Here is a 21,353-nt window from a genome sequence, read left to right as displayed (position 1 = left end):
AGATCATCCTTTATGGTGGAAATATTCTACGATTTGCCGTGCTGGAGCCCCTGCTTCTTGAATCAACGAGGAGAGGATCGTCTCCCGCTCATTTCTCCATCCCTCTGTTGTTTCCAAAAGATGGCCTATCTCAGCAGCAACCTGTCCAGCATCTAATGATTGGGTCGTGCCCACAGGCTGACACCGAACTCTGTCTAGAAAATGATCAATTTTCGGATCATAAGAGATACCAATCAGCGGAACTCGCCGCCCTGCGGCATAAATCAGGCTATGAAGACGCATTCCGATCAGCACTTCACATTGCCCTACTTCCCGCAGCATGTGTTGCGGATGACTGGCATCTTCACAAATACTGACCTGACCCCCATGCTGGCTTATATTTTCTTCCAGCTTCTCCATCACATAACGTGAGGCTTCAATATCAGATGGAAGATGAAACGGAAGGAATCTTAAATGCAATGGTTTCTCAAGATTCGCCTTAATCAAGCCTTGAGCAAGAGCGTCCAGCTCCTTGCGATCTTGTTCCCAATAACGTACCGAAATACCTACTACCGGAAGTGAATCTGAAGACTCTGGTAATTCAGCAGCATCAGTATCATCAGGTAAAGATAAGCCCATCACCGGGTCAGGAACAACCTCTATGTTCTTCTGTTCTAATCCCATAGAAAGTAAAAGCTCGCGGGATTGTTCATCCCGCACAGAGATATAGGTACATTTGCGAAACACTGATTTGATTAATGGGTGGAAAAGCTTACGATTCACAGGTCCGATACCTTGAGCATAAATAAAGGTCGGTTTACCCATCCACTGCGCAAGCTTGATAATACCTAAATAGTAAGGAATACTCTTGCTTCCTGTTACATCTTGCAGCAAGCTACCTCCACCGCTGATCAGACCAGAACTCTCATAAATAGCTTGACGGACTTCAACCAGCTTCATCCGGTGCACAGATTTCACTCCATATGTGGCGCTAGTCCACTCAGGATCGATGGACAAGACAATGGGTTCGATCTCTATACCTGCAGCTTGAGAATGTTGTTGCAGTGCAATCAATATAGATTGCAGTACCGCCTCATCCCCGCTGTTATGGAAACCGTAATAACCGGAAATAACTATCTTTTTAGGAGTGGCGACCATCGTTTCCAACACCCTTCTGCAATTTGCCATACGATTACGGCAATCACACCAATGATCAGTCCTAATCCAAGACCGAGCAAGCCACGAATGAGCGAGATCAGAACTGGCGAGTGAATATGTGCAAAGGTATCCACCATGGAGAGCTGACCGATTACAGCAATAATCATGATAAACGCTGCATTCCGATATCTAAAGGCCAAGAATGCACCAAGAATTAATAACGGATGCGCTAGCAAAAACTCTTTATTACGCGGTCGAACGCCAACCGTATTTTCCAAGAAGGTACGTAAAACCATTTCCAGCGGACTCACACTGCCACCGTTACCTGTACGGGTCATGTAATAATAACCAACAACCGCCAAAACAAAGGCAATGATAATCATCGCAAATGTGATTGGTGTCCGCAGCAGCTTACCTGTCTTGTTAAAGACAAAATCCCCACGATACAAAAGCACGTAAAGTGCCACAAGACCGATAGGCGCCATATGAAGCAGACTGACACCACGGAACTGGTTGAGAACCAGGCTATAAGTAACATTATTAAGCAGTGCTATCATAAACGGCACAGCGCTCAAAGAGATCAGTGAAGTCTTAAAATAAAGCACTAAACTATGTGTAAACCGGCGTTGCGGGCTCATAGCCTTATAGGTAAGGGGATTGCTCCGTAGAGGTGGCCCCATTTCATTAACCTTACGAATGGCAAGCACAACGGCAAGCGTTGGTGCACTTATCGCAGCGGCAAGCGCGAGCGCTTGTTCAAACATTTCAGGCTTCACTAGCATCAGGCCTGCACTTCCAATCAGACCTAACACCCAGGCAGCAAGCGTGAGCTGTGGAATGAAGTAAGAGACCAGCAGAGCCACTAAAGACACTGCTCCAACCACCGCAACTAGCTTAAAGTAACGTTGATAAGAGGAATCTACAACCTCAAATGCCGTAGCTTGTCCCAGTTTAAATCCATTGTCTTTAATCTGCTCAACAGCTCCGCCTGGTTCGCTTAGGCTGGTAATAAGGTTATCTAATGTATCTGTAACCTGTGCCTTAGCAGTATTTCTTGCAGGAATCGTGTTTAAGTAGATCATGCGGATATTCCGATCCTTTGTTGCCAGAGCGAAACGGTCCGAAATCACTTTTGGATCTAAGGCAGAATCTCCCTCACTAAGGGAATATAAACGTGTCACATTATAATCCAGCAAATAAGCGAGCCTGTTAAAGCCCTTTTGCTGTTTCTTAATATTCTCAATTGCTGCAATCCCCATTCCACGTTCTTTAAGGAGATTAGCAAAGTCAGTGATACTGCCAGTATCGGCATCATCATTAAACCCTTTAACAGACTCACCTTCAAATAGAATCCGTTTAACACCCAATTCCTCATAACGATCCAACAGCTTCTTTACCGTGGCTTCATTATAAGTCAGAGAATCCACAAGACGAGGTACAATACTGAATCCCTTGTTGTGCAGCATCTCCAGTGTAAATGGATCGGGCTGGAGCGGCTTCAATGTAGCATCTTCTAGCGGGGTCTCAATGATAAGACCCTGCTGTCCGCGGAAACTCCAGTCTCTTGAGTTAATCCCAAGATTACTAAATGCTTCTTTAATTACAGGCGCTAAAGTATCGCTGTAATCAGCACTGGTAAAAAGAATATAGGTATAGTTTTCATTTTCAGGAATGATCGTGTCCGTAAGATTAGCTATATCAGCCGCACCCCATATCATTAGACGACGCGCCTTACGGTAATCTTCCAATGTGCTTTCGTAAATCGCCATGCTCTGTACACCAGCGTCTTTAAGGCGATCTAACTGTTCGGAAATATAATCTTGTGGATTTGCACGATAGCTGGCTACATCAACCAGATCACGATAATCAAATACAAATTCTACTGTCTTGGAAGACTTCTCCGTCTGCAGTCGATCATAAACCACAGGCAAGGCTGCTATAACGCCAACCACAACTATGATCCACAGCCACTTTCGGGAAGTAATATTCCAACGTTGCCATTTTTGCCGCACCAAAAGTACCTCCTCTTTCGCTTTAAAAACTCTTTTAACAAAAGTAGAAACGGATCGTCATCCTTTTAGAGACGGTACCCGTTTCTACATAAAATATAATTCACAATATAGAAGGCACTCTATATTTATTATTGTCCTCCGTCAACGCGAGACATAACCTGTTTCGACAGTGCAGCAACCTTATCCTTAGCATTCTGCAGGGAGTCACCCACTACTGCAAAATAAACTTTAATCTTAGGTTCTGTGCCGGAAGGGCGCAGGCAGAACCAAGATCCGTCAGCCAGCAAATACTTCAGTACATTTTCCTTCGGCAGTCCATTTAAGCCCAGGGAATAATCCTGAATTTCTGTTACGGCAGATCCAGCAATTTCTTGTGGTGCATTAGAACGCCAATCATTCATGATTCCTTGAATTTGCGCAACGCCATCCTTGCCTTTCAGCGTGCGGGACTCCAAACTTTCCAAGAAGTATCCGAACTGCTCGTACAATTCCTGAAGAACATCATATAATGTTTTGCCTTGAGCTTTATAATAAGCACCTGCTTCAGCGATAAGCATAGCAGCAAGAACAGCATCCTTATCACGAGCATAATTGCCTGCAAGATAACCATAGCTTTCTTCATATCCGAAAAGATATGTGTATTCTCCGGATTGTTCGAACTGCGTCATCTTTTCTCCAATATATTTGAAGCCAGTCAGCGTATTAAATACAGTTGCACCATAATGAGAAGCTACAGCAGCCCCCATTTCGCTAGTAACGATAGTCTTTACAACCGCACCATTGCGAGGCAGCTTTCCTTGTTCCTGCAAACGACTCAAATAGTAATGAATCATCAGTGCTCCGGATTGATTGCCGGACAGAACAACAAATTTACCTTCATTGTCGCGAACTACCGCACCCATACGGTCTGCATCAGGATCTGTACCAATCAAAAGGTCAGCATTCAACTCTTCGCCCAGCTTCATAGCCAGCGTAAAAGCTTCACGTTCCTCCGGGTTCGGAGATTTCACTGTAGAGAATTCAGAATCCGGCTGCTCTTGCTCAGGTACAACATGCACCTGGGTGAAGCCGATTTTCTCAAGTACACGGCGGACTGGCAAATTACCTGTACCATGCAGCGGAGTGTATACGATTTTAAAGTCTTTTCCAAGCGTAGAGGCAATCTCTTCACTTGCAAGGCTGACCGCAGCAACAGTATCAGTAAACGCTTCGTCATCCTTCTCTCCTAGCCAGTGCAACAGCCCTTGAGCTTCAGCTTCTTCTTGCGAAATCCGCTTTACACCATCAAAAGTGTCAACCTCTAGTATGTAAGAAATGACCTTTTCGGCTTCGTGTGGTACAAGCTGTCCGCCTTCCGAATTATAGACCTTATAACCATTGTATTCAGGAGGGTTATGGCTCGCGGTGATTACAATACCACCCGTTGCTTTCAAATAACGCACACTGAATGACAGCTGTGGTGTTGAACGAAGGGAAGTAAACAAATGCGCCTCGATACCATTAGCAGCCAGTACGAGAGCAGCCTCAAGTGTGAATTCAGGCGAGAAGCGGCGAGAGTCATGCGCGATAACAACCGAAGGTCTGCCTTCTCCAGTATGCTTTTCTAGAATATAATTAGCGAAGCCTTGTGTAGCTCTGCCAACAGTATAACGATTGATACGATTGCTGCCCGCACCAATAACCCCACGCAAGCCGCCTGTACCAAACTCTAAGTCTCTGTAAAAACGCTCTTCAAGCTCCTGTGGCTCATTCTCCAGAGCGCGAAGCTCTGCCTTTGTAGCCTCGTCAACAGAAGGGTCCTGCAACCAGCGGGATAATGTGTCTGCCGCTTTTGCACTTAATTGAGTCATATGAATCTCTCCTTTAGATATATTTATAAAAAAATAAAATATTTAGCTCAGAGCAAACATAATTTCTCCAGAGGCTACAACCTTACCTTCAACGGAAGCAGTAGCTTGTCCTTTTCCGATGCTGCCCTTAAGACGGGTGATCTCTACTTCAAGAGTAAGTGTATCGCCTGGTACCACTTGACCACGGAAACGGAATCCGTCCAGCCCAGCTAAAAAACCGATTCGGCCGCGATTAGCCTCTACTCCCAGGATAGCAACCGCACCCACTTGTGCAAGGGCTTCTGTAATCAGTACACCCGGCATTACCGGATAGCCCGGAAAGTGACCTACAAAGAACGGTTCATTGATCGTTACATTTTTGATTCCTACAGCTTTTTTGCCCATTTCAATCTCGATAATTTTGTCCACCAGCAGAAATGGAGGCCGATGGGGGATGATTTCTTGAATTTGGTTGATATCCAGCATTATGACAAAACTCCTTTCGGATGTTGCACATTTTCTTTTATTCTTTGCCGAAATGCATAAAATTAGGCAGGTTCGGTAAAAACTATATTTATCCTTCACCAACTGCAGAAGTGGAGGTTGAGATAAGGGGCTTTCTCCACCGGATGCGGCAGCATGGCGGAGAGGGCCCTTTTTGCTGCCCGAGGCCCCCCACCATTATACATTTTTCAGCATAAAAAAGAAAACTCCCTTGTATAACAAGGGAGTGGTTAAATCATCTTCATTTATGGAGCAAAAACCAAATCATATACATGTCTCCACGTGCTCCACTGCAGAGCATCGCTTAACTCTTTCTTACCCAGGACAACGTAACCGACGGCCAGGCCGCCTCCAAGTGCAGCTACGAGAAGCAAGGGAATAAGAACCCATTGTATCATGGTCCATTTGGAGATCCCTCGTGGAGAGGGTTCTTTCTTCTCTTCCGATTTAACTTTTTCCTGTCGATCCATTCCTTCACCTCTACGCGCGCATGTTATTGGCTAGACCAAACATCTGATCACTGGACGAAAGTGCCCGAGCTACGAGTTGATACGTGCGTTGAATCTGCATCATTTCTGTCATTTCTGAGGTCATATCGACATTCGACTGCTCCAGCCATCCTGAGCGCACTCCAATTCCAGATGCCTCGCCTGCCGCTCTTTGTACAAAAGCCTGCTGTGCTGTAACTCCATCTGCAAGCATATAGAAATTCCCGTCGACAGCCTTTAAGGCATTCTGTGTCTTAGGTTCTACTATCATTATAGTACCCGCTACCTGAACAGGTCCATTCTCCGTCTTTTTCGTTAACACACGACCGGATTCATCGATAGCAGCATTCACACCTACAGGAACCGTTAGAGGTTTGCCCTCTGTATTTAAAACGGAGTTTCCTGTGTTATCAACCAATACCATCATCTTGGCATCAGTCGTGTCAGGAATAAAGTGAAAATCACCCTGACGTGTGTACGCCGTAGTACCATTGACCTGAACACCAAAAAGCCCGTTGCCCTGAATGGCTAAGTCGGTCGGACTCCCTGTTTCTTTAAGGGGACCCTCTTCCCAATTCGTTGAGATCGAAGGCACATAAGTCCCAAAACCCATATTAAAGCCTAGGGGTGTAGAACGGCCCGGTTGGTCATAATCATCCGATTGCTGTTGTACACGAGTCAGCACGTCCTCAAAAGAGCCCTGCTTGCTCTTATAACCATTGGTATCCATGTTGGCTAGATTATCCGCTATAATATCAAGCCGCTGCTGAAGGCTCGACATGGAGACTGCTGCACTAATCGTTGAGTTGTTCATAGATCAAACCTCCTATAAGCTCTACCTGTAAAGCTCATTTCCTAAGCACTGCCTAAACCCTGCCAACTTCACTTACAGCCTTCTGCAAGCTGCCATCATAATATTGAACAATCTTCTGGTTCGCTTCATAAGCCCGATAGGCGGCATTCAAATCCACAGTAACCTGAGTAGGATCTACATTGGAGCTTTCCAAGTAACCTTGGCGTACTTGCATGTTATCTGTTCCGATAGAGAAACGGATATCTGCCGCCTCTACATCATCAGCGTGAAATACACCATTACCGTCACGTACAAGCTCCTGTGGCTTTGTTACTACACTCACACCAAGCTTGGTCCCTGTCGGAAGTCCTGTTACTGGATTAAGCAAATTACCCTGCCCGTCCACTTTAAGGGTGTCCTGATTTCCTGTCAAGACAAGGGGCTTGCCTGTGGAATCAAGAACCTTGAAGCCACCACTGCTCAGTACCTCTCCTGTAGCCGCGTTTATTGAGAAGCTCCCATTTCGCGTATACAGATTATTCCCTTCAGCATCCTGTACAGTAAAGAAGGCCTGTGGACGATAAACAACCTCACCCTCAGGGCTTACATATTTGCCCGAACCATCAAAGGAGATATTTTGACCTGTCACAGGATCAGCTACTTGCAAATCCGTAGATAAAGCAAAATCCATGGTCTTGCCGCTCTCCCTTAAATCACCCTGTAAATATTGGGATATCGACTGTTCTGCAAAAACCCCAGTGTTAAGACGCCCCACTGGCTTTGTATTGCCATTACTCATAGCAGAGATCAATACATCCGGAAAAGCATGATTGACACTGTCAACCTGCTTGTACCCCGTTGTATTCAAGTTAGCGATGTTCTGTGTTGCCGTATCATGTCTACGCTGCTGTGTAACCATACCTGCAGCGGCTGTATATAATCCTCTTATCATGAAGGTAGTCCCCTTCCGAATCTTTTGCTACCTTTTATATCGGCTGCTTAGAACTTTTTCTTAACGACCTTGTCCAAATTATCCAGCATTATTCCTGTTCCCTTAACTACACAATGCATCGGGTCTTCCGCTATCCACACCGGAACATGTAATTCTTCCGAGAGGAGCTCGTCCAATCCATTAAGTAAAGCGCCACCACCAGTTAGAACAACACCCCGGTCAATAATATCTGCGGATAGCTCAGGCGGTGTACGTTCCAGAACGGACTTAGCAGCTGCCACAATAGAAGAAACCGGATCCCATAGTGCTTCTTTTACCTCGCCTGAAGTAATAGTGAGCGTCTGAGGGAGTCCACTTACCATATCACGACCACGAATATCCATTTCAGCCTGCATCAGGCCTGGACGCACGGTGCCAATTGTAACCTTAATATCCTCTGCCGTACGTTCGCCGATTAACAGCTTATACTTTTGTTTAATATATCTTAAAATGGCCTCATCGAACTTGTCTCCTGCGACTTTAATCGAAGAAGCGGTAACGACGTCGCCCATAGAAAGTACGGCTACATCCGTCGTTCCGCCACCGATATCGACGACCATGTTCCCACTAGGCTGATAAATATCCATTCCCGCTCCGATTGCAGCGGCTTTTGGCTCTTCCTCCATAAAAACTTCCTTAGCCCCGCTCCGCTCCGCCGCTTCCCGTATGGACTTCTGTTCCACAGATGTAATATTTGTAGGGGCGCAAATCAGAATACGGGGCCGTGCGTACCAGGACCGGCCGCCAACGCGGTCGATAAAATACTTAAGCATCATTTCTGTGATTTCAAAATCTGCAATGACACCATCCCGGAGAGGACGGATTGTTATAATATTTCCAGGTGTACGTCCAACCATGCGACGTGCCTGTTCTCCCACCGCAAGGACTCTCTTCGTATCACTTTCAAGTGTGACCACGGAAGGTTCATCCAGAACGACTCCCCTTCCCTTAACATGTATGAGCACATTGGCCGTGCCGAGGTCGATTCCGATATCCTTGCTAAACATAATGAAAGAGCCCCCAAAGTGTTATTTTAATTGAAAAAACAGCAGTTAGTACTAAATTTAAAAATACCATACTTTAGGGGAAGTACACAATGTATTAAAGCTGAATATTTCCTTAAATTTCCGAAAATCTCATGGCTTTGATGCTACAGCAACCTCACGTTTTTTCCCCGTCGATTTTTTATATTTGATTTTTGTGGCTTCTCCCCCCCGAAGATGTCGGATGGACTTGTGATATTCGAGAATGTGCTTCACCTGATCGGCCAGATCAGGGTTGATCTCTGGCAGACGCTCAGTTAAATCTTTATGCACCGTGCTCTTTGAAACGCCAAATTCCTTGGCTATGGTCCGGACCGTATGCCTGGTTTCCACGATGCAGCGTCCGATTTTGATCGTACGTTCCTTGATGTAATCGTGCACGCTCCCGCCTCCCAACTGTGGATAGTTTGGTACATTATATGAGGGGCGGGCTTATATATTCGCGCTTTCAAGACATGACAAGCTATGGAGGGCTCATTTTATTTAATGGACAACCTAATAACCCGTGTTATTAGCATGATGAAAAGCCGTCGCTGTCCCTTTAGGTCAACAACCGTTTCCCGCGTAAACAAAAGGCTCATCACAAACATAACCTTAAAAATCCCTATATACACAAAAAAATAGGGGGCTTTCGCCCCCTGCTATAGAAATTTTTATCGCTGTGGCAGTAAATCCGATGGATTGACTACTTTGCCATCTTCGTACACTTCAAAGTGTACATGATTTCCAAGGTTCTTTTCGATCTCACTGCGACCAGCTGTGGCAAGAGTATCTCCCTGCTTCACTACATCGCCTTGTTTAACTTTTGTTTCACCAAGACTTTGGTATACAGTCTTCAAATTACCTTGATGGGTAATTTCAATCACTTTACCTAATACCGCAACATCTTCCACTCTGGTCACTTCACCGCTGAGCGCTGCTTTGACATCGAACGTATTGTTGTCTTCACGGGCAATATCGATTCCGACATTAGGAATAAATTTGTCGTTATATTGCACCATAGCGGCAACGTGATTGTCCTCTGTACCATTCTCATCATAATACGGCTTAACTACTTCTACTTCACCTGGATTAGCTACTGGCCAAGTCATACTTTCCGTTGAAGCAACAACTTCAAGTGCATCTGGACCTCCGGTTGTTGTACCAGCTTCATTAGCGGAAGTTCCTACTTGCTGCGAAGTGGCGGCAGTGTCCTGGTTGAGCGGCTTTTGGCCGGCATCCTGATAGACCCACACCAAGGTTAGTATAATTGCCGCTGCCGCCGTGTAGACTGCTGGGAATACCCAACGTTTAGATACCAGTCTGTTCCATGAAGAAGGTTTTGCACCAGGTAAATCTCCCTGAGTTTTTTTGAGAGATTCATCTTGGTTTGTTTTGTTTTTGTCTTGTTCATTCATATGGTTATCACCTCAGTAACCAGTGTTACCGGGCTTTTCTCTTTTATACGTATCTTTCAAGTTATTTTTTCAGAAGAGTTGAGATTTGTGTAAATGAGATACCACTATAATAGTGTTTGAGAATTTGGGTAGCTGTTCCACCCTCTTTGGCCATCCCATTTGCCCCCCACTGACTCATCCCTACCCCATGCCCATTTCCGAAGGTCGTGATCAAGATCTTATTCCCCTTACGGCTCCAACTGAATTGGCTGGATCGTAGGCCTAGCTTCTCCCTCACTTCACGTCCAGTAAATATAGAGCCTCCAATAGAGATCTCTTTAATCCGATGTCCAGTGGTAAGAGACAACACTTCCATAGGTAATCTCGAAGATGATGAAATCTTCGTTGTAGTTCCTGAATTGGTAGTTTCTTTGGAGGCTGGAATGACTTTATCGTTCAGACCCAATCTAGTAAGTATTTCAGAAACAGTAAAAGTGTTAGTCACCGCATAGTTTGGGGTAATCTCTTTCTCCCAAGGACTCGTCACACTGCGCAGATAGGGAATCGCTGCATTCCAATACTCTTCTGAGTTCTCAGTATATCCTCCACTGGAGGCGAAAAAGGAGGCCGTTATCGGCTGCCCTTTATAAGTCATAATCACTCCGCGCGTCTCAAGGACCGCGCGCTGCAGCTTTGCGAGGTCGGCGCTTCTTCCGCCGAGCTTCCATTGCCGTTCCAGCGTGTCCTTAGATATGTAAGCCTGATGGCTTACCGTATCGGTTACATCCGCCTCCGGAACGGGTACGCCGCTTCTGTCGCCAGCCACCAGGCGGCGCATGATAAAGGTGCGGGCCGCTACGGCCTGCGCTTTGAGCGCTTCAAGCTCAAAGTCGGCCGGCATCTCGGCCGCTAGCACGCCGCGGACGTAGTCCTCCAGCGGCAATGTCTCTATTTGTCCGCTGTGCGACAAATAGACAGAGACGTTCGGCTGCGGCGCTTCCTGCGCAGCCGTCTCCGGCGCCGCCGGAGGGGCCGTGACCGCCGGCACGGCCACAGGCGCCGGTTGTCCCCGGTGTAGCGGGACAACCGCCAGCGGAATCAGCAGCGCCGCCAGGAAAGGCGCTGCGAGCCAGGCGACGGGAATGAGTCGCCTGCGCCGGGGAGCAAGGGGACGCGAATGCCAGCGCGTTGTCTTGTTTCTTCGCAAGTAGCGGAAATCTTTCATCTCTATGGCTCCTTCCGTGAATCACTGGTGATTCTTATAGATATGAAATTACAGCAACTGCTAGAACACAATTTGAGAGAAAGAGAGTTCCTGTCCTCAATCTATTACTAGACCGCAGGCTATTAAATTGCGCACAAAAAAATCCCCATCAGATGAGGATTCCATAAAAAAAGACCAAGCTGCAATCTGCAGCCTGGTCTCTCTTAATGAGTGATATTATACCCAAGTTGGTTGAACCTGAAAGCGTGGTTTAACCTCTTCGGTTTTAGTCGATTCACTCTTGGATACTTCCGGTTTAAGAACTTCATCCTTCACGGTTTGCGCTGAAGTATCCTCCATGGAAATGCGCCAAATTTCCGCACCCAGTCCGGACAACTTCTCAGCCAAATGAACATACCCGCGGTCAATATGATGAGTTCCGCTTACTTCAGTAGTGCCTTCAGCAACCAGACCTGCCAAAATAAGCGCAGCTCCCGCACGCAGATCCGTAGCACAAACCTTAGCTCCGACCAATTGTGCATTACCTGTAACGATCGCCGAGCGACCTTCGATCTTAATCTCAGCGTTCATATTGTGGAATTCATCCACATGCATAAACCGGTTCTCAAATACGGTTTCTGTAACGACACTGGTACCTTCAGAACGCAGCAATAATGCCATCATTTGCGACTGCATATCCGTAGGAAAACCTGGATACGGCAAAGTCTTCAAATCAACAGCTTTGAGAGGCTTGTCACTGATTACACGAATACCGTTCTCGTCGGGAATAATGGTTACACCCATTTCTTCCATCTTAGCAATAACAGGACCTAAGTGATCTGCAATTGCGCCTTCCACATATACATCGCCACCGGTAATTGCTGCAGCCGCCATGTACGTACCTGCTTCGATACGGTCAGGGATTACATGATGTTTGACCCCATGCAGACGTTCTACCCCTTCAATACGAATAACGCCTGTTCCCGCACCACGCACGATAGCGCCCATACCATTCAAGTAATTAGCTAGGTCTACAATCTCAGGCTCCTTAGCCGCATTCTCGATAACGGTCACGCCTTCAGCTAGTGTAGCTGCCATCATTATATTTTCGGTCGCACCTACGCTTGCTACATCCAAATACACTTTGGCACCGCGCAGGCGTCCGTTGCTTTTCGCTTCAATGTAGCCCTGGCCGAGACTAATCTCCGCACCCAGTGCTTCAAACCCTTTCAAATGCTGATCAATCGGTCGTGTACCAATGGCACAGCCGCCTGGCAGGGAAATTCTTGTCTGACCAAGTCTAGATAACAGTGGGCCCATGACTAAAAAAGACGCCCGCATTTTTCGAACCCATTCATAAGGTGCTTCACAGGAAGTGATGTTTGTAGCATCCACCTGGATAATATCGTTCTGATATGTAACCCCTGCACCCAGAGATTCCAACATTTTTGATATCGTCATCACATCATCAAGCGGAGGTGCGTCTACAATGACGCTTACTCCTTCTTCTGCCAATAGAGAGGCGGCTATGATCGGTAATACGGAATTTTTTGCGCCGCTAACTTTCACGCTCCCGGTCAATCTGTTGCCACCGCGGACGATAAATTTGCTCATTTTCGGTTTCCCTCCGCGTCCATTATTTCTTAAATTATTTTTTTAGATTAAAGTAATTGCAAAAAAGTTCTCTACTCCATCAATACGCCCATTTACTCGGGCATGTTCCTTAAAGTTCAGTGTTGACATAATAAAACCTTATTATTCGACACCTTTTGACCACTGCGACCTAAGACACTTATAACCAAACTACATCCCCTTAAAACATATATCGGATCATCCCACTCCAGCTCAGGTAATCCAGGAAGAACCCCGCTACAAAACGACCAAGTACAATGGCCAACAGCAAGTGCAGCAGCCTTCCCTGAGGACTCTTGGGATATCTTATGACCAAATCGAGCTTAAGGTTCTGCAATGCCCACCAAGATAATACAACACTGAGCAAAGATACAATCATTGAGACCATACTGCTGGTTCCAACTGCACTAGACAACCCACCCGACAATATATCCTCCATGCTAACCCTCCGTGTTCGTATTACTCGGAAATCGACTCTTATATCATACTTGTGAAGGGCAAAAGAATCCAGTACTTTTACAAATTTTTAAACAATTCAGCGCCATTATCCAAAATAATGAAGAAATTTTAACCTTTTTCAATAGATTACTATAATAAAAAAGCAGTCAAACCCATAAGGCTTGACTGCTTTTTTCCTACTGTTGTCCTTTTCCAGTGGACACTTTAATCCGTGTAACAGCGCGTTGCAGCGCCAATTCCGCACGGCGGTGATCGATATCATCTTGTTTGCTCCGAGTCTGGAGACGGCGCTGAGCCCGTTCTCTAGCCGCTTCGGCGCGCTCAACATCGATATCTGTTGGCAGCTCGGCACTTTCAGCCAGCACAGTTACTTTGTCCTTATGCACTTCAACGAATCCGCCATGAACGGCGATGGAGATCGTAACACCGTCCGATTTGACGGATAACGGAGCAACCTGAAGTGGAGTCACAAGCGGAATGTGTCCCGGCAAAATACCCAACTCGCCTTCGACCCCTCTTACAATCAAGCTATTCACTTGCTTGGAGTAAACGAGATGCTCCGGCGTGACAATTTCCAACAAAAAGGTATTCACTTCCATTCCTCCTTAAAGCTTTACATAGTAAAGCTCGCTTCGAAAGCATGCACTAAGCTTTACGAAGTAAAGCTTGCATCGAAAGCATTAGCTAAGCTCAGGTTACATCGATTTCGCTTTTTCTACTGCTTCTTCAATCGTACCTACAAATAGGAAAGCTGCTTCTGGAAGATCATCATGCTTACCATCCAGGATTTCCTTAAAGCTGCGTACAGTTTCTTTGATTGGTACATATTTACCCTTAAAGCCAGTGAACTGTTCAGCCACGTGGAACGGCTGCGACAGGAAGCGTTCAACTTTACGAGCACGAGCTACGATAACCTTATCATCCTCACTCAATTCATCCATACCCAAGATGGCAATAATGTCTTGAAGCTCGGTATAACGTTGCAACAATTGTTTAACACCTTGTGCTACGTTGTAATGTTCTTCGCCAACAATTTCTGGAGCTAGCAAACGCGAGCTGGAAGCCAGTGGATCAACCGCTGGGAAAATCCCCTTCTCGGAAATTTTACGCTCAAGGTTAGTTGTTGCATCCAAGTGAGCAAACGCTGTAGCCGGAGCAGGGTCAGTGTAGTCATCCGCCGGTACGTAGATTGCTTGAATCGATGTAACGGAACCTTTTTTAGTCGATGTGATACGCTCTTGCAGCTGGCCCATTTCAGTAGCCAAAGTCGGCTGATAACCAACCGCGGATGGCATACGGCCGAGAAGAGCGGATACTTCGGAACCCGCTTGGGTAAAGCGGAATATATTATCGATAAAGAGCAGCGTATCGCGGCCTTCCACATCACGGAAATATTCCGCCATGGTCAAACCGGTCAAAGCTACACGAAGACGTGCACCTGGAGGCTCGTTCATTTGTCCGAAGACCATTGCTGTCTTCTTAATAACGCCGGAATCCGTCATTTCGTGATAAAGGTCATTACCTTCACGAGTACGTTCACCGACACCTGCGAATACGGAAATACCACCGTGCTCTTGGGCAATGTTATTAATCAATTCTTGGATTGTTACTGTTTTACCTACGCCGGCACCGCCGAAGAGGCCGACTTTACCACCCTTAGCATAAGGTGCGAGCAAGTCGATAACTTTAATACCTGTTTCCAGGATTTCCGCTTGTGTTGACAATTCGTCAAATGTTGGTGCGAGACGGTGAATCGGGTTCTTTTTCTCAGCAAGAACTTCACCAGCGTTATCAATTGGATTACCAAGTACGTTAAATACACGGCCTAATGTCGCTTCCCCTACAGGAACCGAAATTGGACCTCCTTGATCGATCGCATCCAGTCCACGAACCAGACCATCAGTAGAAGACATCGCGATACAACGTACCAGATTGTCTCCCAAGTGATTGGAAACCTCAAGTGTTAGGTTAAGCTGACGACCATTGTCCAAGACGGTTTCAATTTTGATAGCGTTGAAAATCTCGGGCAACTGGCCGCGTTCAAATTCAATATCGACAACCGGACCCATAATGCTTACAACGCGTCCTTTGTTCATCTTCTTTTCCCTCCTCGAAAGCTGTTACATCAAGAAGAAACGACGTTGTCGTCATATAAAGATGACAACCGTTTCTCGTAGAAATATAAGCATTTCGTATAGTGTAAAACCTATACTTTCTTATATTGTAAGAAGAACTTACAGTGCCGTTCTTAAGGAACTATGTACCCTAAGCAAGCGGCACTGTTTCTCGTAAAATACAAGACAAGTTAAGCACTCGGTTTAACTTTTCTTGTATTTTAAGACTGCGCGTTCGCTCCGGCCACGATCTCGGTAATTTCCTGCGTAATTGCCGCCTGACGGGCACGGTTGTACGTAAGGGTAAGTTCTCCGATCATTTTCGACGCGTTCTTCGTTGCACTGCCCATAGCTGTCATTTTCGCACCCAGCTCACTGGCCTTGCCATCCAGAATTGCGCTATAAATCAAAGTTTCAGCGTACTTTGGAAGCAATACTTCTAGCACGCCTTCCGGTGAAGGTTCATATTCGTAGTTTGCAGAAGCTTCATGATGCTCTTGATTCCCTACTCCATCCATAGGCAACAGTCGCTCAACGGTTGGGATCTGGGTGATAGCATTGACGAATTGATTGTAACAAACATACAACTCATCATACGTACCATCTACAAACTGCTGTACTGCCGAATTCGCGATAGACTTGATGTCAGCAAACTTCGGCGCATCCGAAAGCTCAGTAACTTCCTGTACAATCGGATATTCACGGCGACGTAGAAAGTCACGGCCCTTACGACCAATAACAAACAATGCGTACTCATCTTTGGACTTATGCTTCTCCGCGATGAGCATCGTCACCTTACGCAAAATATTAGCGTTGTAACCACCTGCAAGCCCTCTATCAGAGGTAACGATTAGATAACCAGTCTTCTTCACAGGGCGGCTAACCAGCATAGGGTGTTGAACACCTTCTGTGCCAGCAGCAATGCTCGATACAACCTCTTTTAGCTTCTCAGCATAAGGACGGGCGGCAATTGCCTTCTCCTGAGCTTTTCTCAGCTTGGATGCGGCTACCATTTCCATCGCTTTTGTGATCTGTCTTGTGTTTTGAACACTCTTAATTTGACGTTTAATATCACGCATGCTTCTTGCCATGATTTCACCACCTTAAAGCTTTGACGGAGTCAAAGCTAACTTCGTAAGCATCATCTTAGCTTTGACGGAGTCAAAGCTACTTCATAAGCACAGCCTGAGCTTCGGCAGAGCCAAAGCTCACTTAGTAAAATCCGTTAAAGTCTATCTATATTAGCTAGTAGCGAAACCTCTTTTAAAGGTATCAATCGCTGCTTTTAGAGCGGCTTCGTTATCAGCTGTCAAATCTTTTGTATCCCTGATGGATTGAGCTACATCAGCAGCACTGCTATCCATGTAAGCAAGGAATTCCTTTTCAAAACGTTTTACGTCTTTAACTGGAATATCATCCAAATATCCTTTTACAGCTGTGTACAAGCTAAGCACTTGATGCTCAACAGACAACGGCTGATTCACACCTTGTTTCAGAACTTCCATCATACGTGCCCCGCGATTCAGACGGGCAAGTGTAGATTTATCAAGATCTGAGCCGAACTGTGAGAAGGCTTGAAGTTCGCGATATTGGGCAAGATCCAAACGGAGCGAGCCGGCTACCTTCTTCATCGCTTTGATTTGAGCGGAGCCCCCTACACGGGAAACGGAGATACCGACGTTGATCGCCGGACGTTGACCAGAGTAGAACAGATCGGATTCAAGGAAGATTTGACCATCTGTAATCGAGATTACGTTCGTAGGAATGTAAGCTGATACGTCCGATGCTTGTGTTTCGATAAATGGAAGTGCGGTTAATGAACCACCACCAAGCTCATCACTAAGCTTAGCTGCACGCTCCAAAAGACGGGAGTGCAAGTAGAATACGTCACCTGGGAATGCTTCACGACCCGGTGGACGACGAAGCAGCAAGGACAATTCGCGATAAGCCGAAGCTTGTTTCGAAAGGTCATCGTAAATGATCAGTACGTGCTCGCCCTTGTACATGAAGTATTCGCCCATTGCGCAGCCTGCGTATGGAGCAATATACAACAATGGGGACGGCTCGGAAGCCGATGCAGTTACAACGATTGTATATTCCAAAGCGCCATGACGGCGAAGAGTTTCTACAACCTGTGCTACTGTGGATTGCTTTTGACCAATGGCAACATAAATACATTTCATGCCGTTGCCTTTTTGGTTGATAATCGCGTCAATTGCGATTGCAGTCTTACCTGTTTGACGGTCACCAATGATAAGTTCGCGTTGTCCACGACCGATTGGTACCATCGCATCAATGGCTTTAAGACCTGTTTGCATCGGTTCATGTACCGATTTACGATCGATAACACCTGGTGCATTATTTTCTACAGGACGGAATTCAGTTGTAGCAATTGGGCCTTTGCCGTCAAGCGGCATACCAAGTGCGTTAACTACACGGCCGAGCAGAGCTTCACCAACAGGAACTTGCATAATTTGTCCTGTACGTTTTACTTGATCGCCTTCACGAATTTCCTTGTACTCACCCAGAATAACAACACCGACGTTGCTTTCTTCCAGATTGAGCGCCATGCCCACTACTCCGTTGGAGAACTCTAGCAATTCGCCTGCCATTGCGTTTTCCAGACCGTAGACACGGGCGATACCGTCGCCGACTTGAATGACGGTGCCGACTTCGGCAACTTCGATATCGGCTTTATATTCCTCAATTTGACTTTTGATCAAAGTGCTGATCTCTTCAGGTCTGATGCCCAATATCCTCACCCCTATCTTCTATGCTTATCATTAAAGGATTTCTCGAGACGCTCCAATTTGTTAGACAGACTGCCGTCATACAGCTTATCGCCGATATAAACTTTCAGTCCTCCCAACAGGCTTGGGTCCACCACGTTCGTAATCCGGATTTTACGGTTTACGAGTTGGCCGAATTCTGCAGCTACAGCTGCTTTTTCTTCTTCACTTAAAGAATAAACAGAGTATACCTTAGCATCACCAATGCCAAGAGCGTCTCCTTCAATCTTGATATACGTATCCAGCAGATCGGCAAAAATATCGGTTCTGCCTCGCTCTACTAACAATTCTACAATGTTCATCACGATGGGAGAGAGCTTATCTTGAAGCGCTGTGCGCAGCACTTTCAGCTTGTCGGACTCCGAGATGCGCGGTGCAAGAATAAACCGCTTTATCTCTTGGTCGGAATGTAATAACCCAACCACTGCCTTGAGCTCTTCTTCTACTTCAAGGGTAATCCCTTTCTCTACCGCTGCACTGTACAATGCTCTAGCGTAGCGCTTGGCAACTACCGTATCGCGGCTCATGATTGGCCTCCTACCTCTTTGAGGTATTGGTTCACAAGTTGCTCCTGCTCGCCGCTAGCACTAACTTCTTTCTTAAGAAGTTTGGAAGCAATACGAACAGATGCCGTTCCAATTTCGCTGCGCAACTCTTCCACTGCTTTGTTCTTTTCGTTCTCGATATCGCGCACAGCCTCTTCTTTGACACGTGCTGCATCTGCTTTGGCTTGTGCCAAAGTTTGTTCTACCTGTAGATTGCTTGTGATTTGCGATTGTTGAATAATCTGTTGAGCTTCCTGGCGTGCACTGTTCAGCGCTTGCTTCTGCTCTTCCACATACGCGACCGCTTGTTCTCTAGTCTTCGCAGCTTCGTCCATTTGCTGCATTACCAGCTCACGGCGCTTCTCCATAACTGCAAAAAGTTTGCTGAACGCATACTTGCTAAGCAAGAAATATAAAATCCCAAAGGCGACAATTGAAAATACTATGTTTGTCCAAACAATATCCACTGAGGTCACTCCCTTCCGTTACCGCGTCATGCGGACGTATACAAAAGTAAGGCGCGGATGGCATCGGCCGTCCCCGCCAAACCGTAACTACGGTTTATTAAGTAAACATAATCAGGAATGCGATAACTGTTGCTGCCAACGGAATAACTTCGACGATACCTACACCAATAAACATTGTTGTTTGCAAAGCATTTTTCGCTTCTGGTTGACGAGCGATGGACTCAACTGTTCTACTAACGATCATACCGTTACCAAGACCTGCGCCAAGTGCACCCAATCCAACCGCTATTGCTGCTGCTAAAAATTCCATTTGTAAATATCCTCCTTTAATTTCGGTTCATATTTGTGTTTAATGATATAAGATATCTCCCACGAAGGAAAATCAGACGATAGCCGTTCTCTTCGCAGCAGTTCATTAATGTGCTTCTTCTTCGTGAATCGTCATCTGTGCGATATAAACCATCGTCAGAATCGTAAAGATAAACGCTTGTAGTGCCCCGACGAAAATACTGAAGCCCTGCCATACAGCCAGGAACGGAATACTGAGAATCCCCAGCTTCAAAATGACTGTAATTAGTACTTCTCCGGCGAAAATGTTAGCGAATAGACGAATAGCCAACGCTACAGGTTTTGCCAGGTTTTCGATAATGTTCAGTGGCAAAAAGATTGGAAACGGCTCGATGTAGTGTTTGAAATAATGTTTGCCGTTGAGCTTAATGCCCAGAAAGTTCATCAGTACAAATACTATGATTGCCAATCCTGCAGTGACATTAATGTCAGCAGTTGGCGACTTGTACCATAAAATTTCTGCATGCTCACCATTCGCCAAGTTCTTAGTTGCTTCAATCACGTGGCCAAACACTGTTACAGGTCCATGCGCCTCAGTTACAACGGAGAAAGGCAATCCAAGTAGATTGGAAACAAAGATAAACAGAATCAATGTCAACCCTAAAGATATGTAAGGTTTTCCTTTCTTCAGATCCATGGCACTGCTTATGACACCCTCTACAAATTCCACAACCCATTCCATGAAGTTCTGAAGCTTGGATGGATTTTCAACGGAAAGCTTACGAACCGAAAGCATAACCAGAACAAATACCACTGTACAACTGATCAGAAGCATCAACACGGCGGATAAATCTATCGGTATTCCCCCGACAAATATTTTCGGCATGTCATGCATAGTATCATCCCCCTTTCTCTTTAATCTGGTTAAAGCTTATTCTTCACACTCAGATATATCCCCGCAGGAATGGCGAGAAGCTGAGGAATGAATACGCCCGAAACAGTTGCTACCAGGGAGAAATGCTCAATCTTGACCGAGAACATGGTGACCAAAATTGCGAAGCTAATCCGTGTAACAAAACCGAGGCTGAAGGCATTCCCTTCGTTGCTCGCAATCGACTGCGTAACCCGTCGAACCTTGACGGCCAGATAACGAAAGTTTACCAATCCCGCCACCAGACCCAGAGTCATGCCCAGTGTAATTGCCCGGGTCTCATGATGAAGCACCCAGCCCATTAAGAGTCCTGCCATAAGGACGAGCGTAACTCTAGTGACGGTATTGATCATGGGAGTCATATTATCCATTCTGCTCCCCCAAAAATTTTTTAATTAACAAGGCGACATTCACAATTCCCAGAATCATTCCAGTTATAGTGCCAATGGCGAGCCAATATTTTGGCCCCTCCATCAGGTCTTTCAGCCATCTTGCCGCAAAAAAACCAATAAGAATGTAAGCGGCAAGCAAAGTGCCTGCACTTCCAATGACAAGCGCGGTCTGTAACAAGCTGTCCTTGCTATTTTGTTCTTTCATGGGCTACAATCCCAACTAATTTTACTGAATTTCCTGAGTCTTTGTCAATTCATTGAACATTGCCTAAAAACCCTTGAAAACATGAAAATAATCACAGCAAAACGTTCCAAAACCATATAAACCGTACAGTTTCACTGTATGTTGATTTTAATCA

At 45.9% G+C, this 21,353-nt stretch carries 23 protein-coding genes; all 23 read right to left on the bottom strand.

Features of this window, described 5'->3' with window-relative positions; genetic code table 11:
- Window positions 1–3: 3 nt before the first annotated feature.
- Window positions 4–1,137: a polysaccharide pyruvyl transferase CsaB gene (gene csaB, locus MKY63_RS12475; RefSeq protein ID WP_036681529.1), complete on the bottom strand. Its 1,134-nt coding sequence runs from the start codon at window positions 1,135–1,137 to the stop codon at window positions 4–6.
- A complete protein-coding gene (locus tag MKY63_RS12470) occupies window positions 1,113–3,149 on the bottom strand; it encodes a DUF5693 family protein (protein ID WP_076106989.1) in 2,037 nt (678 codons plus the stop codon). Before MKY63_RS12470 ends, csaB begins: the two co-directional genes overlap by 25 nt.
- 128 nt (window positions 3,150–3,277) lie before the next feature.
- The gene (locus tag MKY63_RS12465; RefSeq protein ID WP_076144624.1) at window positions 3,278–4,999 is read right to left on the bottom strand and encodes a phospho-sugar mutase; all 1,722 of its coding nucleotides are present in this window, start codon (window positions 4,997–4,999) and stop codon (window positions 3,278–3,280) included.
- Between the two features lie 42 nt (window positions 5,000–5,041).
- On the bottom strand, window positions 5,042–5,464 hold the full coding sequence (gene fabZ, locus MKY63_RS12460) for a 3-hydroxyacyl-ACP dehydratase FabZ (RefSeq protein ID WP_036681536.1): 423 nt from the start codon (window positions 5,462–5,464) through the stop codon (window positions 5,042–5,044).
- A 263-nt stretch (window positions 5,465–5,727) separates the two neighbouring features.
- Window positions 5,728–5,952 (bottom strand): DNA-directed RNA polymerase subunit beta, encoded by a 225-nt coding sequence (locus MKY63_RS12455; RefSeq protein ID WP_036681538.1) that lies wholly within the window; start codon window positions 5,950–5,952, stop codon window positions 5,728–5,730.
- 10 nt (window positions 5,953–5,962) lie between these two features.
- Complete coding sequence (locus MKY63_RS12450) at window positions 5,963–6,784, bottom strand: flagellar hook-basal body protein (RefSeq protein WP_038573632.1); 822 nt, start codon at window positions 6,782–6,784, stop codon at window positions 5,963–5,965.
- A 52-nt stretch (window positions 6,785–6,836) separates the two neighbouring features.
- On the bottom strand, window positions 6,837–7,715 hold the full coding sequence (locus MKY63_RS12445) for a flagellar hook-basal body protein (protein WP_036681543.1): 879 nt from the start codon (window positions 7,713–7,715) through the stop codon (window positions 6,837–6,839).
- A gap of 47 nt (window positions 7,716–7,762) precedes the next feature.
- The gene (locus MKY63_RS12440; protein ID WP_036681546.1) at window positions 7,763–8,761 is read right to left on the bottom strand and encodes a rod shape-determining protein; all 999 of its coding nucleotides are present in this window, start codon (window positions 8,759–8,761) and stop codon (window positions 7,763–7,765) included.
- A gap of 129 nt (window positions 8,762–8,890) precedes the next feature.
- Window positions 8,891–9,178 carry a sporulation transcriptional regulator SpoIIID gene (gene spoIIID / locus MKY63_RS12435; protein ID WP_036681548.1) on the bottom strand — a complete coding sequence of 96 codons (288 nt, stop codon included), beginning with the start codon at window positions 9,176–9,178 and terminating at the stop codon, window positions 8,891–8,893.
- 272 nt (window positions 9,179–9,450) lie between these two features.
- Window positions 9,451–10,194: a M23 family metallopeptidase gene (locus MKY63_RS12430; protein ID WP_036681550.1), complete on the bottom strand. Its 744-nt coding sequence runs from the start codon at window positions 10,192–10,194 to the stop codon at window positions 9,451–9,453.
- Window positions 10,195–10,255: 61 nt separating this feature from the next.
- A complete protein-coding gene (gene spoIID, locus MKY63_RS12425) occupies window positions 10,256–11,398 on the bottom strand; it encodes a stage II sporulation protein D (RefSeq protein ID WP_038573638.1) in 1,143 nt (380 codons plus the stop codon).
- Between the two features lie 216 nt (window positions 11,399–11,614).
- A complete protein-coding gene (murA, locus tag MKY63_RS12420; RefSeq protein ID WP_036681554.1) occupies window positions 11,615–12,991 on the bottom strand; it encodes a UDP-N-acetylglucosamine 1-carboxyvinyltransferase in 1,377 nt (458 codons plus the stop codon).
- 199 nt (window positions 12,992–13,190) lie between these two features.
- Complete coding sequence (locus tag MKY63_RS12415; protein ID WP_036681556.1) at window positions 13,191–13,448, bottom strand: DUF1146 family protein; 258 nt, start codon at window positions 13,446–13,448, stop codon at window positions 13,191–13,193.
- 196 nt (window positions 13,449–13,644) lie between these two features.
- Entirely contained in the window at window positions 13,645–14,061 is a 417-nt protein-coding gene (locus MKY63_RS12410; protein WP_036681559.1) for a F0F1 ATP synthase subunit epsilon, read from the bottom strand.
- Window positions 14,062–14,163: 102 nt separating this feature from the next.
- Window positions 14,164–15,564: a F0F1 ATP synthase subunit beta gene (atpD, locus tag MKY63_RS12405; protein WP_036681562.1), complete on the bottom strand. Its 1,401-nt coding sequence runs from the start codon at window positions 15,562–15,564 to the stop codon at window positions 14,164–14,166.
- A 239-nt stretch (window positions 15,565–15,803) separates the two neighbouring features.
- Complete coding sequence (gene atpG, locus MKY63_RS12400) at window positions 15,804–16,673, bottom strand: ATP synthase F1 subunit gamma (protein WP_036681564.1); 870 nt, start codon at window positions 16,671–16,673, stop codon at window positions 15,804–15,806.
- Window positions 16,674–16,823: 150 nt separating this feature from the next.
- The gene (gene atpA / locus MKY63_RS12395; protein WP_036681566.1) at window positions 16,824–18,335 is read right to left on the bottom strand and encodes a F0F1 ATP synthase subunit alpha; all 1,512 of its coding nucleotides are present in this window, start codon (window positions 18,333–18,335) and stop codon (window positions 16,824–16,826) included.
- Window positions 18,336–18,346: 11 nt separating this feature from the next.
- Entirely contained in the window at window positions 18,347–18,898 is a 552-nt protein-coding gene (locus MKY63_RS12390; protein ID WP_036681568.1) for a F0F1 ATP synthase subunit delta, read from the bottom strand.
- On the bottom strand, window positions 18,895–19,383 hold the full coding sequence (gene atpF, locus MKY63_RS12385) for a F0F1 ATP synthase subunit B (protein ID WP_036681571.1): 489 nt from the start codon (window positions 19,381–19,383) through the stop codon (window positions 18,895–18,897). The genes MKY63_RS12390 and atpF overlap by 4 nt, the downstream gene beginning before the upstream one ends.
- A gap of 97 nt (window positions 19,384–19,480) precedes the next feature.
- Entirely contained in the window at window positions 19,481–19,693 is a 213-nt protein-coding gene (atpE, locus tag MKY63_RS12380; protein ID WP_036681574.1) for a F0F1 ATP synthase subunit C, read from the bottom strand.
- 105 nt (window positions 19,694–19,798) lie between these two features.
- Window positions 19,799–20,566 carry a F0F1 ATP synthase subunit A gene (atpB, locus tag MKY63_RS12375; RefSeq protein ID WP_036681575.1) on the bottom strand — a complete coding sequence of 256 codons (768 nt, stop codon included), beginning with the start codon at window positions 20,564–20,566 and terminating at the stop codon, window positions 19,799–19,801.
- Window positions 20,567–20,595: 29 nt separating this feature from the next.
- Entirely contained in the window at window positions 20,596–20,973 is a 378-nt protein-coding gene (locus tag MKY63_RS12370) for an ATP synthase subunit I (protein WP_036681578.1), read from the bottom strand.
- Window positions 20,966–21,199: an AtpZ/AtpI family protein gene (locus tag MKY63_RS12365; RefSeq protein ID WP_036681579.1), complete on the bottom strand. Its 234-nt coding sequence runs from the start codon at window positions 21,197–21,199 to the stop codon at window positions 20,966–20,968. Before MKY63_RS12365 ends, MKY63_RS12370 begins: the two co-directional genes overlap by 8 nt.
- Window positions 21,200–21,353: the final 154 nt, after the last annotated feature.

It is taken from the genome of Paenibacillus sp. FSL R7-0189 (assembly GCF_037969925.1).
GTDB classification, from domain to species: Bacteria; Bacillota; Bacilli; order Paenibacillales; family Paenibacillaceae; genus Paenibacillus_AQ; species Paenibacillus_AQ odorifer.
The sequence above is the reverse complement of the archived record's forward strand: the minus strand, read 5'-3'. Positions and strand labels throughout refer to the sequence as shown.